The 16,318-nt window shown below is 70.1% G+C and carries 19 protein-coding genes and 1 other RNA gene; 15 read left to right on the top strand and 5 right to left on the bottom strand.

What is annotated here, in order from left to right:
* Positions 1-86: 86 nt before the first annotated feature.
* Both AC1DYP_RS13685 and AC1DYP_RS13680 read left to right on the top strand, forming a co-directional pair.
* Complete coding sequence (locus tag AC1DYP_RS13685; protein ID WP_477046770.1) at positions 87-1,508, top strand: leucyl aminopeptidase family protein; 1,422 nt, start codon at positions 87-89, stop codon at positions 1,506-1,508.
* Entirely contained in the window at positions 1,505-2,350 is an 846-nt protein-coding gene (locus tag AC1DYP_RS13680; RefSeq protein WP_477046769.1) for a C40 family peptidase, read from the top strand. Before AC1DYP_RS13685 ends, AC1DYP_RS13680 begins: the two co-directional genes overlap by 4 nt.
* 4 nt (positions 2,351-2,354) lie before the next feature.
* Here AC1DYP_RS13680 and AC1DYP_RS13675 read toward each other — a convergent pair whose 3' ends face one another.
* Entirely contained in the window at positions 2,355-2,879 is a 525-nt protein-coding gene (locus AC1DYP_RS13675) for a thioredoxin family protein (RefSeq protein ID WP_477046768.1), read from the bottom strand.
* Positions 2,880-3,062: 183 nt separating this feature from the next.
* Positions 3,063-3,743: a c-type cytochrome gene (locus tag AC1DYP_RS13670; RefSeq protein ID WP_477046767.1), complete on the bottom strand. Its 681-nt coding sequence runs from the start codon at positions 3,741-3,743 to the stop codon at positions 3,063-3,065.
* A gap of 157 nt (positions 3,744-3,900) precedes the next feature.
* On the opposite strand from AC1DYP_RS13670, the gene AC1DYP_RS13665 reads away from it, so the two are divergent.
* The 3 genes from AC1DYP_RS13665 (at position 3,901) to AC1DYP_RS13655 (ending at position 6,031) form a co-directional block, all read left to right on the top strand.
* Positions 3,901-4,656: a 3-deoxy-manno-octulosonate cytidylyltransferase gene (locus AC1DYP_RS13665; protein WP_477032827.1), complete on the top strand. Its 756-nt coding sequence runs from the start codon at positions 3,901-3,903 to the stop codon at positions 4,654-4,656.
* Positions 4,653-5,501, top strand: coding sequence for a prephenate dehydratase (locus tag AC1DYP_RS13660; protein ID WP_477046766.1), 849 nt, complete (start codon positions 4,653-4,655; stop codon positions 5,499-5,501). Before AC1DYP_RS13665 ends, AC1DYP_RS13660 begins: the two co-directional genes overlap by 4 nt.
* Before the next feature lie 113 nt (positions 5,502-5,614).
* A complete protein-coding gene (locus AC1DYP_RS13655) occupies positions 5,615-6,031 on the top strand; it encodes an MAPEG family protein (protein WP_477046765.1) in 417 nt (138 codons plus the stop codon).
* 153 nt (positions 6,032-6,184) lie between these two features.
* Here the strand turns inward: AC1DYP_RS13655 and nudC are convergent, their stop codons facing one another.
* Complete coding sequence (gene nudC / locus AC1DYP_RS13650; protein ID WP_477046764.1) at positions 6,185-7,123, bottom strand: NAD(+) diphosphatase; 939 nt, start codon at positions 7,121-7,123, stop codon at positions 6,185-6,187.
* Positions 7,124-7,276: 153 nt separating this feature from the next.
* Between nudC and ffs the strand changes: the two genes are divergently transcribed.
* The 5 genes from ffs to recR all read left to right on the top strand — a co-directional run bounded on the left by ffs (position 7,277) and on the right by recR (position 10,832).
* Positions 7,277-7,369: signal recognition particle sRNA small type (gene ffs, locus AC1DYP_RS13645), an RNA gene on the top strand.
* Positions 7,370-7,453: 84 nt separating this feature from the next.
* Entirely contained in the window at positions 7,454-9,307 is a 1,854-nt protein-coding gene (locus tag AC1DYP_RS13640; RefSeq protein WP_477046763.1) for a DNA polymerase III subunit gamma/tau, read from the top strand.
* 128 nt (positions 9,308-9,435) lie between these two features.
* A complete protein-coding gene (locus tag AC1DYP_RS13635) occupies positions 9,436-9,765 on the top strand; it encodes a YbaB/EbfC family nucleoid-associated protein (RefSeq protein ID WP_477046762.1) in 330 nt (109 codons plus the stop codon).
* Between the two features lie 27 nt (positions 9,766-9,792).
* Positions 9,793-10,230, top strand: coding sequence for a nuclear transport factor 2 family protein (locus tag AC1DYP_RS13630; RefSeq protein ID WP_477046761.1), 438 nt, complete (start codon positions 9,793-9,795; stop codon positions 10,228-10,230).
* Positions 10,230-10,832: a recombination mediator RecR gene (recR, locus tag AC1DYP_RS13625; RefSeq protein ID WP_477032820.1), complete on the top strand. Its 603-nt coding sequence runs from the start codon at positions 10,230-10,232 to the stop codon at positions 10,830-10,832. Before AC1DYP_RS13630 ends, recR begins: the two co-directional genes overlap by 1 nt.
* 104 nt (positions 10,833-10,936) lie before the next feature.
* Here the strand turns inward: recR and AC1DYP_RS13620 are convergent, their stop codons facing one another.
* Positions 10,937-11,860, bottom strand: a complete 924-nt coding sequence (locus AC1DYP_RS13620; RefSeq protein ID WP_477046760.1) for a Rossmann-like and DUF2520 domain-containing protein — start codon at positions 11,858-11,860, stop codon at positions 10,937-10,939.
* A gap of 108 nt (positions 11,861-11,968) precedes the next feature.
* On the opposite strand from AC1DYP_RS13620, the gene AC1DYP_RS13615 reads away from it, so the two are divergent.
* From AC1DYP_RS13615 to def, 3 genes are read left to right on the top strand one after another with little or no spacing between them, the layout of a single operon-like run.
* The gene (locus tag AC1DYP_RS13615) at positions 11,969-13,282 is read left to right on the top strand and encodes a DNA recombination protein RmuC (RefSeq protein ID WP_477046759.1); all 1,314 of its coding nucleotides are present in this window, start codon (positions 11,969-11,971) and stop codon (positions 13,280-13,282) included.
* A 9-nt stretch (positions 13,283-13,291) separates the two neighbouring features.
* Entirely contained in the window at positions 13,292-13,567 is a 276-nt protein-coding gene (locus tag AC1DYP_RS13610; protein WP_477046758.1) for a hypothetical protein, read from the top strand.
* A 58-nt stretch (positions 13,568-13,625) separates the two neighbouring features.
* Entirely contained in the window at positions 13,626-14,147 is a 522-nt protein-coding gene (gene def, locus AC1DYP_RS13605; protein ID WP_477046757.1) for a peptide deformylase, read from the top strand.
* 121 nt (positions 14,148-14,268) lie between these two features.
* Here the strand turns inward: def and AC1DYP_RS13600 are convergent, their stop codons facing one another.
* Positions 14,269-14,628, bottom strand: coding sequence for a cell surface protein (locus AC1DYP_RS13600; RefSeq protein WP_477046756.1), 360 nt, complete (start codon positions 14,626-14,628; stop codon positions 14,269-14,271).
* Positions 14,629-14,742: 114 nt separating this feature from the next.
* Here AC1DYP_RS13600 and fmt point away from each other — a divergent pair, with 114 nt between their 5' ends.
* Together fmt and truA are read left to right on the top strand one after the other, a co-directional pair.
* The gene (gene fmt, locus AC1DYP_RS13595; RefSeq protein WP_477046755.1) at positions 14,743-15,669 is read left to right on the top strand and encodes a methionyl-tRNA formyltransferase; all 927 of its coding nucleotides are present in this window, start codon (positions 14,743-14,745) and stop codon (positions 15,667-15,669) included.
* Positions 15,669-16,318 (top strand): tRNA pseudouridine(38-40) synthase TruA (gene truA, locus AC1DYP_RS13590; RefSeq protein ID WP_477046754.1); only part of this gene is annotated, 650 nt, incomplete at its 3' end. The genes fmt and truA, both read left to right, overlap by 1 nt.

The following is a 16,318-nucleotide window of genomic DNA, read 5'->3' as shown; positions in this document are numbered from 1 at the left end:
AAGAAGGATCTCCCGACGGTCCCGCATCCTCGCGCGCGGCCCTCAAGGAATCGTTAAGCATAATTTCCATCGTTCAGGGCCCGCCCATGTCGGAACCGATCATCGCCTCCTCGTCCCGCTCTCCGGAGGACGGCGCGCCGACGCCCATCCACTGCCTGTACGAGTCCGAACTGGCCGCCTTCGTCGAGGCGCGGCCCAGCTTCGTGAAGGGCTTCGTGGCCCTGGAGGACTTCAAGGCCAAGGCCGGCCAGGTGCTTGTTCTCCCCACGCCGCAAGGGGCCGTGGACCGCGTGCTGCTGGGCCTGGGGACCCGGGACAAGGCCGAGGCCATGCTGTTCCGCGCCCTGCCGGGCCGCCTGCCGGCCGGCGACTACCGCCTGGCGGCCGTTCCCGACGACCTGGACGCCGGCCAGATCGCCCTGGCCTTCGCCCTGGGCGCCTACAAGTTCGACCGTTATCGGCCCCGGACCGGTGACGAACCGCGACGACTGGTCGCGGACGAGGCCGTCGATCTGGACGAGGTCCGCAGCCTGGCCCACGCCTGCGCCCTGGCCCGCGACATGGTCAACACCCCGGCCAACGACATGGGCCCGCTGCAGATCGAGACCATCGCCCGCGAGATCGCCGAGCGTTACGGCGCGACCCTGGACGTGGTCACGGGCGATGACCTGCTGGAAGCGAACTATCCCGCCGTCCACGCCGTGGGGCGCGCCGCCGTCCCGGCCCGCGCGCCGCGGATGCTGGAGCTGACCTGGGGCGATCCCTCGCATCCGCGCGTGGCGCTCGTCGGCAAGGGCGTGGTGTTCGACACCGGCGGCCTGGACATCAAGCCGTCCGGCGGCATGCGGCTGATGAAGAAGGACATGGGCGGAGCCGCCCACGCCCTGGCCCTGGGCCGGATGGTGATGGCCGCCGGCCTGCCGGTGGCGCTGACCGTGCTGATCCCGGTGGTCGAGAACGCCATCGCCGGCGACGCCATGCGGCCCGGCGACGTGCTGGCCACCCGCTCGGGCCTGACCGTCGAGGTCGGCAACACCGACGCCGAGGGCCGGCTGATCCTGGCCGACGCCCTGACCCGGGCCGGCGAGTTGGAGCCGGTGCTGACCATCGACATGGCCACCCTGACCGGCGCGGCGCGCGTGGCGCTGGGGCCGCAGGTCATCCCGTTCTACACCCCCGACGACGACCTGGCCCTGGAGATCGAGGAGGGCGCGCGCGTCGCCTCCGACCCGGTGTGGCGCATGCCGCTGTGGGACGGTTATCGCGAGGCGGTCGAGAGCGACATCGCCGACCTCAAGAACGACCCCGACGGCTGGGCCCAGGCCGGCTCGATGACCGCCGCCCTGTTCCTGCAGCGCTTCGCTCCGGCCACGGGCGCGTGGGTCCATTTCGACATCTTCGCCTGGAACCCCAAGGCCCGGCCGGGCTTCGTTTCCGGCGGCGAGGCCCAGGTGATCCGGGGGCTGTACGGCATGCTGAAGTCGCGTTTTCCGAAGGCCTCCGCATGAGCGATCCACGCCCAAACGATCCAAGGGTGACCCTCGCGCGCCCCGACCTGGCGGACCTGGACCTGCAAGGCCTGGTCGCCGCCGAACGCTACGAGGCCCCAACGCTTCGGCAGGTCGCCGTCCCGACCGCCGCCCTGCGCAAGGCCGCCCATCCGATGGCCGAGCAATGGGACCAGCTGCTGTTCGGCGAGCTGTTCCGGGTGCTGGAGGTGAAGGACGGCTTCGCCTGGGGCCAGGCGGCGCGTGACGGCTATGTGGGCTTCGTCGCCGAGGACGACCTGGCCGCCACGGGCGCGCCGGCCACCCACCAAGTGGCGGTCCCGCGCACCTACGCCTTCGCCGAGCCGAACATCAAGTCGCGCCCCGTGGGCCTCTATTCGCTGAACGCCCTGACCGCCGTCGAGGCGACCGACGGCCGGTTCGCCAAGGGCGAGGGCACCGGCTGGTTCGTCGCCGCCCACCTGGCGCCGGTCGGCGTCGCCCTGACCGACTATGTGGCCGTCGCCGAGGGCTATCTAGGCGCGCCCTACCAGTGGGGCGGTCGCGAATCGCTGGGCCTGGACTGTTCGGGCCTGGTGCAGCAGGCCCTGGCGGCCTGCGGCCGGGCGATCCCGCGCGACACCGACCTGCAGCTGGCCTTCTTCGCGCCCATCGCCGAGGCCGACCGCCGGCGCGGCGACCTGGTGTTCTGGAGAGGACACGTGGCCGTCCTGCTGGACGCCGACACCATCCTGCACGCCAACGCCCACCACATGGCCGTGGCGGTCGAACCCCTGGCCGAGGCCGTCGCCCGCGTCGAGGCGGCGGGCGGCGGACCGGTCACGGGATGGCGGCGGCCTTAGTGGGCTACTTCGGCCACTGGGCCAGCCAGTCGACGATGGACTGCGGGGTCATGTGGCGGGCGTCGGTCAGGGCGAAGAAGGCGCCCGGATTGACCAGCTTGCCGTTGCCGTCGACCACCAGGAAGCTGGGCACGCCCTTGAGCTTGTCGACGCCGTAGCGGGCCGGGATCTGCATGTTCTTGTCGTAGCGGCCGACGTTCACCGTCACGACCTCGTAGTGCTTGTCGACCCACGGCTTGACGTCGGGCTGCTCGATGACGCCGGCGAAGATCCGGCAGTCGGCGCACCAGTTGCCGCCGAAATCGATCAGGGTCAGCTTGCGGGCCTTCTTGGCGCGCTTCAGCGCGGCGGCGACGTCGGCCTCGGCGTCGGCCGCCTCGTCATAAGGGTAGGGCGGGGTCGGCAGGTCGGCCAGCGACTTCAGGGCCACGGTCGGCGCCTTGGCGGCGAAAGCCGAGCCAGGAACGACCAAGATTGGGGCGGCGATCAGCATCGCGGCGAGAGAGGCGGCCAGCAGGCGAGCGGTCATGGTCGAACGGTTCCGGTGAAGCGGTACGGTTCGATACTCTACTCACGGAATGGGAAAAGGCCGCAAGGCAGCTTTGCTGCAGACGGCCTCACGGCGCCTGCAAACGGGGCAAAGAAAAAGGCCGCGAAGCGAACTTCGCGGCCTTTTGATCTTTTGTCGCGCCTGGACGCCTGGTGGAGCCGCCTAGTGGGCGGGCGCGGCGGCCGGGGCGGCGGCCGGGGCCGGAGCGGTCTCGCCGCCCGAAGCGGCCGTGCCGGCGGCCGGCGCTTCGCCAGCGGCCGGGGCGGCGCCCTCGGCGGCGGGAGCCGCGCCAGCCGGCTTGGGAGCCGGAACCGGCAGCTTGGAGCCCAGGCTGTGCAGATAGGCGATCACCGCGATGCGGTCTTCCTGCTTCTTCAGGCCGACGAAGGTCATCTTGGTGCCCGAGATGTACTTGCCCGGAGCCTTCAGGAACTGGTCGATATGGTCGTAGTCCCACACCGCGTTCTTGCCGCCGAACTCGGTCATGGCCGGCGAATAGGCGAAGCCGCCGTGCGAGCCGGGCTTGCGGCCCAGGACGTCCCACAGGTCGGGGCCGGTGCCGTTGGGGCCGCCTTGCTCGAAGCTGTGGCACGAGGCGCACTTGGCGGTGACGGCCTTGCCGGCTTCGATATTGGCCGGAACCAGCAGCACGCTGCCCCAGTCGGGCGCGACCTCGGCCACGGCGCCGCCGGGACCCGCTTCCTCGGCGACGGCGATCTCGTAGCCCGGCTTTTCCAGCTCGTGCTTGGCGAAAACGATGTCCGACGCTTCCTTGAGACCGAAAATGATCAGGCCCGTCATAAGGACGCCGCCGAAGATCTTGTTGAACGTCAGGTCGCTCATCTAAAGCCTTACCAGCCTCTTGGGGGCCGTCTGACGACAGGCCCGAATCCGCGCCCGGAGGTTTCCCCCGTGCGCTCCATGTTGCGCTCGCGTCTCTTACACGCTACCGCCCGGGGCGCAACCGGGCAGCAACGGTTTTGACCCGCATCGGCCTTTCATGAACCCCATCGTCGTCATTCCGGCCCGCATGGCGGCCACCCGGCTCCCCGACAAGCCCCTGGCCGACATCGGCGGGGTGTCGATGATCGTGCGCGTGCTGCGCCAGGCCCAGGCGGCGGGAATCGGTCCGGTGGCCGTGGCGGCGGGCGACATCGCCATCGTCCACGCGGTCAAGAAGGCCGGCGGCCAGGCGGTCCTGACCGATCCGGACCTGCCGTCGGGCTCGGACCGCATCCTGGCCGCCCTCGAGGAGCTGGACCCCGAACGCCGCCACGACGCCGTGATCAACCTGCAGGGCGACATGCCGTTCGTGCAGCCGTCGGTTCTGAGCGCCTGCGCCGACCTGCTGAGCGCCCATCCCGGCTGCGACATCGCCACGGTCGTCGCGCCCGAGGCCTCGCCCGCCGACCGCACCAACCCCGACGTGGTCAAGGCCGTGCTGGCCATGGAGCAGGACGGCCTGTCGGGCCGCGCGCTCTATTTCACCCGCTCCACCCTCTATGGCGACGCGCCGATCTGGCGGCACATCGGCATCTACGGCTATCGCCGCGCCGCCCTGGAAGCTTTCAACGCCGCCCCGCCCTCGCCGCTGGAGAAGCGGGAGAAGCTGGAGCAGCTGCGCGCCATGGAGCTGGGCCTTTCGCTGCGCGCCGCCGTGGCCGCCGAGGCCCCGATCTCCGTCGACAACCCCTCTGATCTAGAAGCGGCCCGCGCCTATCTGAACACCATTGGGGCGACCGGAAAGACAGCATGAGCATCCTCAAGAAGATCGCCTTCCAGGGCGAACCCGGCGCCAACAGCCACGAGGCCTGCCGCACCTATTTTCCCGACTACGAGGCCGTGCCCTGCGCCACCTTCGAGGAGGCGTTCGAGGCCATCAAGACCGGCGCCTGCCAACTGGGCATGATCCCGATCGAGAACTCGATCGCCGGCCGCGTGGCCGACGTGCACCACCTGCTGCCCGCCTCGGGCCTGAAGATCGTCGGCGAGCGCTTCAAGCCGATCCGCTTCCAGCTGATGGCCAACAAGGGCGTGACGCTGGAGACGGTGAAGATCGCCAGCTCGATGCCGATCGCGCTCAGCCAGTGCCGCCACAGCCTGAAGAAGCTGGGCCTGGCCCACGAGAGCGCCGGCGACACGGCGGGCGCCGCCAAGGCCCTGGCCCTGAAGCCCGACCCGACCCGCGCCGCCGTGGCCCCGGCCCTGGCCGCCGAGATCTACGGCCTCGACATCCTGGCCCGCGACATCGAGGACGAGCGCAACAACACCACGCGCTTCCTGGTGATGACGGCCGAGAAGCACCCCGAACCGCCGCCGTTCACCCACCGCTGCGTGACCAGCTTCGTGTTCAAGGTTCGCAACCTGCCGGCCGCCCTCTACAAGGCGCTGGGCGGCTTCGCGACCAACGGCGTCAACATGACCAAGCTGGAAAGCTACATGGAGGGCGGGGCCTTCACGGCGACCTTCTTCTACGCCGAGGTCGACGGCCGTCCCGAGGACCGCCCCCTGGCCTTGGCCTTCGACGAGCTGAAGTTCTTCTCCGAGAAGTTCGAGGTGCTGGGCGTCTATCCGGCCGATCCGTTCCGCGACCGGGTTTGAACCCTTCTCCCCCTGCGGCAGAGAGATAACGTCACGGCAAGCTTCGCTAATCGGGCGTTCGGCGCCTAACTTCTCCGCCAAGGTTCCAGCAAGGGGCCGGGGAGGGAATGACGATGAACACTCTGATCGCGCCCGTGATGGTGCTGACAGCCTGGTCGCTGGTGATCTGGCTGTGGATGTACGTCCAGCGGGTGCCGGCCATGAGCAAGGCCGGGCTCAAGCCGCAGGACGCGGCCTTTCCGGGCAGCCTGAACGCCCTGCCCGCGCCCGCCCGCCAGGCGGCCGACAACTACAACCACCTGATGGAGCAGCCGACGATCTTCTACGCGGCGGCCCTGGCCATCCAGGTCGCCGGCCACGGCGACGGCCTGGCGCTCAACCTGGCCTGGGCTTTCGTGGGGCTGCGGGTGCTGCACAGCCTGATCCAGATCAGCGTCAACATCGTGCTGCTGCGCTTCCTGGCGTTCTCGTCCGCGACGCTGGTGCTGGCGTGGATGGTGGCGCGGGAGCTGATCAAGCTGTTCGCCTGACGTCCGCCGGACGTCAGGCCTTCCCCCTGTGGGGGAGGCGATCGCGCAGCGATCGGTGGGGGGAGTCTTGGGCGCGTTGATCCTGCAGGACGTCGCCTGCCGAGCACTCCCCCTCCGTCGGCTTCGCCGACACCTCCCCCACAGGGGGAGGATTTACCCCTCCGCCCAGGCCTTGATCAGCTGGTGGGCGATCGCCAGCGGCGGGGGGGCGAAGAAGCCTTCCAGCTCGCCGGCGATCAGGGCCTTGGCCTCGTCCTTGGTGAACCACTTCACCGCTTCCAGCTCGGTCTGGTCGGGGGCGGCGGTGTCGCTGTCGACGTCGGCCATCAGGCCCATCATCAGCGACGAGGGCCAAGGCCAAGGCTGGCTGGAGTGGTAGCGGACGGCGGTGGCGGTCAGGCCGGCCTCCTCCATCAGTTCGCGGGCGCAGGCCTCCTCGATGGTCTCGCCGGGCTCCAGGAAGCCGGCCAGCGCTGAATACATCCCCGGCGGCCAGCCGGCCTGGCGGCCCAGCAGGCAGCGGCCGTCGTGCAGCGCCAGCATGATCGCCACCGGGTCGGTGCGCGGGAAGTGCTCGGCCTGGCAGGACGGGCAATGGCGCTTCCAGCCGCCGTCGCTGACCGCCGTCTCCTGGCCGCAGTTGCTGCACCACTTGTGCTTGCGCCGCCATTCGAACATCGACTTGGCCGTGGCCAGGATGCCGGCGTCGGGCGGCGGCAGGGTCAGGGCGACGCCGCGCAGCTCCTCGAACCGGCCCAGGCCCTGCAACGGCCCCTCGGCCGGATCGGCCCCGCCCTCCAGGTCGACGGCGAACACCGCGATGTCCTTCCACAGGCCCAGGAACAGCAGCCGCTCGGGCGTGGCGGCCAGGTCCTTGGCCATGTCCGCGCGCAAATAGGCGATCTGGGCGCCCGTGACCTTGCCCTCGTCCCCGACGAGGTCCTCGACCAGGGCCTTGCCGTTCCAGATGGCGACCGCCAGCGAGTGCGGATCGTCGGCCTTCTCGGCCAGCCAGGCTTCGTCGCCCCGGCGCTCGCTGGCGCGGTCGAGCGGATTGCCGGCGAAGATGTTGGTGATGATCGAAAGGGCCATGGCGAATCTCTAGAGCATTTTCGAGCGATGTGGATTCCGGTTCGCGCGAAGAAAATGCGGCCCGGCGAAAACCCGCATCCGCGACGAAGAGTCGTCACGCCTCCGGAGCTTGTGTCTTGCATCCGTCTCAATGAGTCGCGATATAGGCCTTGGAGATCGGCGACGGGCGGAGTCCTCGCCAACCTGGTCAGGGCCGAGAGGCAGCAGCCACAACGAGTTTCGCTCCGGGTCGTCTGCCGGTCTCCACCTTTCCCCACATTATGACGACAACAGCCCCTCAAGCGCGGGCCGAGCCTTTTGCTGCGCCCTTCGGCGCACTACACTCACGCCATGGCCGACCACGACGACCTCACGACCGATTCCGCGCCGCCGTGGGATGAAGACGCCCCCGAGCGCGACGAGAACACCGCCGACATCTTCGGCGGTCCGCCGGCGGAGGCGACTCCGCCCGTCGTCGCGACGCCGCCCGCCGAGCCGAAAGCCGCCCCGGTCGCCGAGGCGCCGTCCGACCCTGACGCCGCCTACACCGTGCTGGCGCGCAAGTACCGGCCGCGCACCTTCGAGGACCTGATCGGCCAGGAGGCCATGGTCCGCACCCTGGCCAACGCCTTCGCCACGGGCCGCATCGCCCACGCCTTCATGCTCACCGGCGTGCGGGGCGTCGGCAAGACCACGACCGCCCGCCTGCTGGCCCGGGCCCTGAACTACGAGACCGACACCGTCCACCAGCCCTCGGTCGACCTGACCGTCGACGGCCGCCACTGCAAGGCCATCGTCGAGGGCCGGCACATGGACGTGCTGGAGCTGGACGCCGCCAGCCGCACCAAGGTCGACGAGATGCGCGAGTTGCTGGACGGGGTGCGCTACGCCCCGGTCGAGGCGCGCTACAAGGTCTACATCATCGACGAAGTGCACATGCTGTCGACGGCGGCGTTCAACGCCCTGCTGAAGACGCTGGAAGAGCCGCCGCCGCACGCCAAGTTCATCTTCGCCACCACCGAGATCCGCAAGGTGCCGGTGACGATCCTGTCGCGCACCCAGCGCTTCGACCTGCGCCGGGTCGAGCCGGACGTGCTGGTCAAGCACTTCGCCAAGATCGCCGCCAAGGAAGGGGCCAAGGTCGAGGAGGACGGCCTGGCCCTGATCGCCCGCGCCGCCGAGGGTTCGGTCCGCGACGGCCTGTCCCTGCTGGACCAGGCCATCGTCCAGGGCGAGCGCGGCTCGACCGTCACCGCCGCCGTGGTCCGCGACATGCTGGGCCTGGCCGACCGCGGCCAGACGATCGCCCTGTTCGAGAACGTCATGAGCGGCAAGCCGGGCGACTCGCTGACCGGCTTCCGCGCCCTGTGGGGCTTCGGCGCCGATCCGGCGGTGGTCATGCTGGACCTGCTGGACCACTGCCATGCCGCCTCGGTGGCCAAGGCCCTGGGGCCGGACGCCCTGTCGATGCCCAAGGAGCAGGCCGCGCGCCTGACCTCGATCGGGGCCCAGACCTCGGCCGGGACCCTGTCGCGCCTGTGGCAGATGCTGCTGAAGGCCCACGAGGAAGTGCGCCGCGCGCCCGACGCCATGGCCGCGGCCGAGATGGCGATCATCCGCCTGTGCTACGCGGCGGACCTGCCCGGTCCTGAGGAAGCCCTGAAGGCCCTGCGCGACGGTCAGCCGGTCGGCGGTGGTCCGGGCGGTGGAGGCGGCGGTTCGATGGGCGGCGGCGGAGGCGGCGGGGCCGTCAACGCCCAGGCCCGGGTGATGGCCGCGCCGGCCGCCCAGGCCGCGCCGACTCTTGCCTCGTTCGAAGACGTCGTGAAGTTGATCGCCGAGAAGCGCGACATCGGCCTGCGCCTGGACGTCGAGCAATATGTCCGCCCGATCAGCTTCCGGCCTGGGGCGATCACCTTCGAACCCGCTCCCGGCGCGCCCGGCAACCTGGCCGGCCGGCTGGTGCGGGCGCTGAAGGAATGGACCGGCCAGCCCTGGCTGGTGGCCGCCGAGGGCGGCGGCGGGGCCGAGAGCCTGCTGGAACGCCAGAAGCGCGAGGACCGCGAGGAGCTTGCTTCGATCCGGGCGGACCCGTTCGTGGCCTCCGTGCTGGACGCCTTCCCCGGCGCCGAGATCGTCGAGGTCCGCAAGATGATGACGCCCGAGGCGCCGCCGATCGAGCCGGACGAACTGGAAGAGACTTAAGCGTTGTCATCCCGGACAAGGCCCGCAGGGCCGCCAATCCGGGACCGACGCGTGAACGCCGGCGTTTCCGGCGGTCCCGGATAACGGCTTCGCCGTTTCCGGGATGACAGGAAAAGTGGAGAAAGCAGATGAAAGACCTCGGCGGCCTGATGAAGCAGGCCCAGGCCATGCAGCAGAAGCTGGCCGACGCTCAGGCGCGGATCGTCGAACTGACCGTGGACGGGACCGCCGGCGGCGGCATGGTCACCGTCACGCTCAAGGGCTCGGGCGAGCTGGTCAAGGTGGTGCTGGACGAGAGCCTGGTCGAGCCGGGCGAGGGCGAGGTGATCGCCGACCTGGTCGTCGCCGCCCACGCCGTCGCCAAGTCCAAGCTGGACGCCCAGCGCGACCAGATGCTGCAGGAGGCCGCCGGTCCGATGGCCGGCATGATGGGCGGACTGCCCGGCATGAAGTTCTAGCCTCTCCCCGTCCGCACGGAGACCCCGATGCTCCATCTTCGCACCGTATTGATCGCCCTTGCGCTGACGGCTCCAGGCGCGGCCTTCGCCGCGCCCCTGCCGGCCGACCTGGCCGCCGCCGCCCATGCCTATGACGCGGCCCAGGTGAACGGCGACCGCGCGGCGCTGGAGCGGCTGGTGGCCGACGACTACGTGCTGGTCAACGGCGCGGGCCAGGTCCAGGACAAGGCGCGGCTGATCGCCGACTACGTGACCCCCGGCTTCAAGCTTGACCCGTTCACGATCGAAGAGCCGGTCGAGAAGGTGCTGGGCGACACCGCCCTGCTGGGCGGCCGGGTCAACATGACGGGCGTGGACAGCGGCCAGCGCTTCGCCCTGGTCGTGCGCTTCGTCGACACCTGGGCCAAGCGCGACGGCCAGTGGCGTGTGGTCTATTCGCAGGTCACGCGGGTCGCCAAGCCCTGATGGCCGCCTCCGCGGGACCCGAGATCGAGCGACTGATCGCGCTGCTGTCCAAGCTGCCGGGCCTGGGTCCGCGCTCGGGCCGGCGCGCGGCGCTGGCGCTGCTGAAGAAGCGCGACACCCTGCTTGCGCCGCTGACCGCGGCCCTGGTCGACGCCCAGGCCAAGGTGCGCACCTGCTCGGTGTGCGGCTCGCTCGACACGTCGGATCCTTGCGCCATCTGCTCGGACGCCACCCGCGACAACCGCCTGCTGTGCGTGGTCGAGGAGGTCGGCTCGCTGTGGGCCATGGAGCGCGGGGGCTCGTTCAAGGGCCGCTACCACGTGCTGGGCGGCCTGCTGTCTGCCCTGGACGGGATCGGTCCCGAAGCGCTGCGGGTCGGCGAACTGCTGGGCCGGGCGAACGCGAGCGAGATCGCCGAGGTCATCCTGGCCCTGCCGGCCACCGTCGACGGCCAGACCACGGCCCACTACCTGGCCGACCGCCTGGCGCCGACCGGCGTCTCGGTGACCATGCTGGCGCGCGGCGTGCCCGTGGGCGGCGACCTGGATTGGCTGGACGACGGGACGATCGCCCAGGCGCTGCGGGCGCGGCGGCCGGCTTAGGGTCCACCGCCCATTCCATCGATCCTTTCATCCCGACGAAAGTCGGGACCCAAGCGGCCCGTCAGGGATGGCGCTTGCGAACGGGACAGTCGTGGATTGGCGGCCTATTCGGCTTGGGTCCCGACTTTCGTCGGGATGAAGGGAGTAGAGGAGGAAGCGGGCGCGCCCAGCACGCTCTCCATCCCCGTCAAATCCAACCCCGGCGTCTTCCGCCGCGCCAACCCCACTGTCCGCCGACCCAGCGCCTGATAGAGCCCCGCCAGATCCGCATCCACGGCCGCGATCGCCTCGACCTGCGTTCCCACCGTCGCGGCGTCCCCTCGGGCGATCGGACCCGTCAGAGCCTGGACTGGTCCGCGATCCAGGATCGCGCTCAGGGCGTCGCGCAGGATAGGGCTCAGCACGTGCAGGGCCGTCGCTTCGTCCAAGCCCGCCGCCGCGTGGCAGTCCAGCGCCGCCTGGACCAGGGCCGCCAGGTAGTTCGACGAGAACACTGTCCCCGCGTGATAGAGCCGCCGGTCGACGTCCTGCGGCAGGACGACCGGATCGCCGCCGACGGCCGTCACCGCTTTCGCAAGCCGCGCCACGGCCTCGGCGTCGCCCTGCAGGGTGCAGACCACGCCGTCGAAGGTCAGGATCTCGCGGGCTGGATCGGCGAAGGCCTTGACCGGATGCAGGGCCACGACCGCCGCCCCGGCCTGGCGCAGGGGCTCCAGCGGGACCAGGTCGCGCGCGCCGCTGCAATGGAAGACGACCAGGCCCGCCGGGTCGACGGCTTGCGCCAGCCAGGCGGCCGTCTCGTCGATCGCGCCGTCGCCGACCGAGATCATGACCACGTCGCCGGCCCGGATCGCGATCGGATCGGCGAAGGTCAGGGCCTGGCCCTGGCCGATGAAGTCCCGCGCCGCCTCCACGCGGTCCAGGTCCCGCCCGACCACCCCCGCGATCTCGAAGCCCGCGCGGTCGTGGAGCAAGCGGCCCAGGGTCCGGCCGACCGCGCCCGGTCCGATGATCCAAAGCCGGGACATGAAGGGCCTCTCTCGCAGCGAAGCCGAGGGTCTAGACCGCCCGCGCCCGGATTTCGAGGCCGCGCGACCTCGCTTCCTAGAACCGGCGACTCCCGCTAAGAACGGAGCATGAACTTCTCCGATCCGTTCCTGATCCTCGCCCTGGTCCTGCTGGTCGTGGCGCTCGCCGCCGCGGCGGTCGCCGTCTGGGCCATGCGCCGCGCCGCCGCCGCCGAGGCCAAGGCCTGGGAGCTGAACGCCAGGCTGGTCCAGGCCGACGAGCGGGCCCGGCTGCTGGAGGACCAGACCGCCACCCAGGGCGAGCTGATCCGCGCCCAGGCCGCCCAGCAGGCGACCATGACCGCCAACACCGTGGCCGAGGCGCTGATCAAGCGCACCGAAGAGAATTTCAAGAGCCGCGAACTGCTGAGCCAGCAGCGCCTGGAAGCCCAGCTCAAGCCCGTGGCCGAGACCCTGGCCAAGTTCGAGGCCCAGGTCACCGCCGTCGAGAAGGCCCGCGCCGAGGAGACCGGCGGCCTCAAGGCCCAGATCGCCGCCCTGATGGAGGCCTCGACCGCCACCCAGTTCGAGGCCCGCAAGCTGTCGGCCGCCCTGCGCCGCGGGGCCGGCGTCCAGGGCCGCTGGGGCGAGCAGACTTTACGTAACGTTCTTGAGGCCGCCGGCCTCAACAACCGCTTCGACTTCGAGGAGCAGTTCAGCGTCGAGAGCGACGAGGGCCGCCGCCGCCCCGACGTGAAGGTGAAAATGCCCGGCGGCGGGGTGTTCGTGATCGACGCCAAGTGCTCGCTGAACGCCTTCCTCGAGGCCCAGGAGGCCGTCGAGGAGCACCTGAAGGAAAGCGCCCTGGCCCGCCACGCCGCCAGCGTCCGCGCCCACATGCAGAGCCTGTCGGCCAAGGCCTATTGGGACCAGTTCGCCGGCGAGGGTTCGCCCGACTTCGTGGCCATGTTCGTGCCCGGCGACGGCTTCCTGGCCGCGGCCCTGGACCGCCTGCCCGACCTGATGACCGAGGCCATGGACCGCCGCGTGCTGCTGGTCACCCCCACCACCCTGTTCGCCCTCTGCAAGGCCGTCGCCTATGGCTGGCGGGCCGAGGACCAGGCCAAGAACGCCGCCGCCATCGTCGCGGTGGGCCGCGAGCTCTACAAGCGCATCGCCGTGATGGGGGCCCACGCCGGCTCGGTGGGCAAGGCGCTGGAGGCGGCGGTCGGCCGCTACAACCAGTTCGTCGGCTCGCTGGAGAGCCAGGTCCTGACCCAGGCCCGCCGCTTCGAGGACCTGTCGGTCGATCACGAGGGCAAGGAGATCGGCGAGCTGGGGCCTGTCGAGGGCTCGGTGCGGCCGCTGATCAAGCTGGCGTCGGGCGAGGCCCCGGAAGCCTCGGACGAACCCATGGTTGCGCGCTTGAAAGCTAAGCCGTAGCCTGGCGGCATGATCTTCTTCGCCTGCGCCGGCGCCATCATCGCGTCGCTCTACATGCTGCTGTCCCAGGGCCTGACCGTGCTGAACGCGCGGCGCACGGGCGTGCTGATCAGCAAGTCCTACGGCAAGGCCAAGGTCGAGCGGGCGGTGGACGCCGAGCGTTTCGACAAGCTGCTCAAGGGTCGGGTGAAGGCCCTGGGCATGCCGGCCCTGATCCTGGTCGGCGCCGTCTGCGTGCTGGCCTGGCAGATCTTCGCCATGATGATCACGCTGGCGGCTCCCTAGCCCCGCGCCTTTCGGTCGCCTTGACGCTAGGCGGCGCGGACCTTACCTGACTGTCGTTATGGCCATCCGTCGCATCCTCACCGTCGATAACGCCGCCGATCTGGCGATTCTGAAGCAAGTCTCCAAGGAGGTGCCCGCCGTCGACGACGCCCTGCGCGCGCTGATGGACGACATGCTGGAGACCATGTACGACGCCCCCGGCATCGGCTTGGCGGCCGTGCAGGTCGGCGAGCTGGTCAATGTGATCGTCATGGACCTGGCCCGCGAGGGCGAGGAGCCGGCCCCCCGCTACTTCGTCAATCCGAAGATCACCTGGGAGTCCGAGGAGCTGTTCTCGTACGAGGAAGGCTGCCTGTCGGTGCCCGAGGTCTACGACGCCGTCGAGCGCCCGGCCAAGGTCAAGCTCAGCTATCTGAACTACAAGGGCGAGGCGGTCGAGGAAGACGCCGAAGAGCTGTTCGCGGTCTGCATCCAGCACGAGATGGACCATCTCAAGGGCGTGCTGTTCATCGACCACCTGTCGCGCCTGAAGCGCGATCGGGCCATCAGCAAGGTCAAGAAGGCGCGCCGGGCGGCTTAAGGCGCAACGAAAACCTCGTCCTTCGACAAGCTCAGGATGAGGTTTTCGACTGTCGGGGCCTGTAAATGGTCCTCATCCTGAGCTTGTCGAAGGACGAGGGCCAAGCGCGGCGACGTGAGCCTTACTTCGTCGCTTCGTGGACTTCCTTCTTGGCGTTCGAGCCGGCCTTCTTGGCGTCGGCGTTGATGTCGGCCGCCGCTTCCTTGGTCTCTTCGCCGGCCTTGGCGCCGGCTTCCTTGGCCTTGTCGACGGCCTCGCCGGCCGCGACCTTGGCGTCGGCGGCGGCTTCCTCGGTGCTTTCCTTCAGCGCCGTGCCGGCTTCCTTCACGTCGGGGTCGTTCTTGATGTCGGTGGCGGCTTGCTTGATCTCGCTACCGGCGGCCTTGGCGCCTTCCTTGATCTGGGTGGCGTGCTCGTCCGAGCAGGCGGCCAGCGAAAGAGCGGCCAAGCCGGCGGCGGCGATCAGGGTGATGGAGCGCATGGCGTTTCCTCCTGGAAATAGGGGTCGTTCATAGAACGGCGATCCATGGTGAAGGTTCCGACTCTGTCGCACCCCCGCCTTCCTAATGAGGGCTCGGCCGTCTAAACGTCCGCCATGCGCCTTGCCTTCCTCGGAACCCCCGATTTCTCCGTCGCCTGCCTGGCCGAGCTCGTCGCCGCCGGCCACGAGATCGCCTGCGTCTATTCCCAGCCGCCCGCCCCGCGCGGCCGCGGCCAGGACCTCAAGCCCTCGCCGGTCCACGCCTTCGCCGAGAGCCTGGGCCTGCCGGTGCGCACGCCGGTCTCGATGAAGACCCCCGAAGAGATCGAGGCCTTCCAGGCGCTGGACCTCGACGCCGCCGTGGTGGTGGCGTTCGGCCAGATCCTGGTCGCCGAGGTGTTGGACGCCCCGCGCCTGGGCTGTTTCAACCTGCACGCCAGCCTGCTGCCCCGCTGGCGCGGCGCGGCCCCGATCCAGCGCGCGATCATGGCCGGCGACGCGGTGACCGGCGTCCAGGTGATGCGGATGAGCGTGGGCCTCGACGAAGGTCCGGTGCTGATGGGCGAGCAGGTGCGGATCGACGCCCTGGAGACCGCCGGGACCCTGCACGACAAGCTGGCCGCTGTCGGCTCGCGCCTGCTGCCCATCGCCCTGGCCGCCATCGAGCGCGGCGGGGCCCGCGAGACGCCGCAGAGCGAAGAGGGCGTCACCTACGCCAAGAAGATCAAGGCCGCCGAGGCCCGCATCGACTGGACCCGCCCGGCCGCCGAGGTCGACCGCCACATCCGGGGCCTGTCGCCGTTCCCCGGGGCATGGTTCGAGGCTCCGTCGGAAAAGGGGCCGGTGCGGGTGAAGGCCCTGCTGTCGCGGGTCGAGGACGGCGATGGTGAGGCGGGCGTGGCCCTGGACGACGCCCTGCTGATCGCCTGTGGAGACGGCGCCGTCCGCCTGCTCAAGGCCCAGCGCGAAGGCAAGGGCGCTCAGGACGCCGAGGTGTTCCTGCGTGGCTTCCCCGTTTCCGCCGGAACGGTTCTGGCCTGATGCCCCGCTACCGCCTGACGATCGAATATGACGGCCGGCCCTATAACGGCTTCCAGGCCCAGGCCTCGCAGCCGTCGGTGCAGGGCGCGATCGAGGCGGCGGTGAAGGCCTTCACCGGCCAGGACATCCGCATCGCGGCCGCGGGCCGCACCGACACCGGGGTCCACGCCACGGCCCAGGTGGTGCATGTCGATCTGGAGCGCGGCTGGCCGGCCGAGACGGTGATGAACGCGCTGAACGCCCATCTGGTGCGCGAGGCGGTCAGCGTGCTCGACGCCGTGGTGGTGTCCGACGACTGGCACGCCCGGTTCTCGGCCAACGAGCGGCGCTATCTCTACCGCATCCTCAACCGCCGCGCCCCGCCGGCGCTGGAGGCGGGCAAGGTCTGGCACGTCAAGAAGCCGATCGACGCCGAGGCCATGCACGCGGCGGCCCAGGCGTTGGTGGGCCTGCATGACTTCACGACGTTCCGCGACATGGCCTGCCAGGCCAAGTCGCCGTTGAAGACCCTGGACGTGGCCCGGGTGTTCCGCGTCGGCGACGAGGTCCACCTGGTGTTCGAGGCCCGCTCGTTCCTGCATCGCCAAGTGCGGTCGATGACCGGCACCCTGGCAGAGGTCGGGGTGGGGCGTTGGACGGCTCAGGACGT

The sequence above is a fragment of the Caulobacter sp. P1_D6 genome (assembly GCF_056406095.1).
Note: the sequence above shows the minus strand (reverse complement) of the source record. Positions and strands in the feature narration are given on the sequence as shown.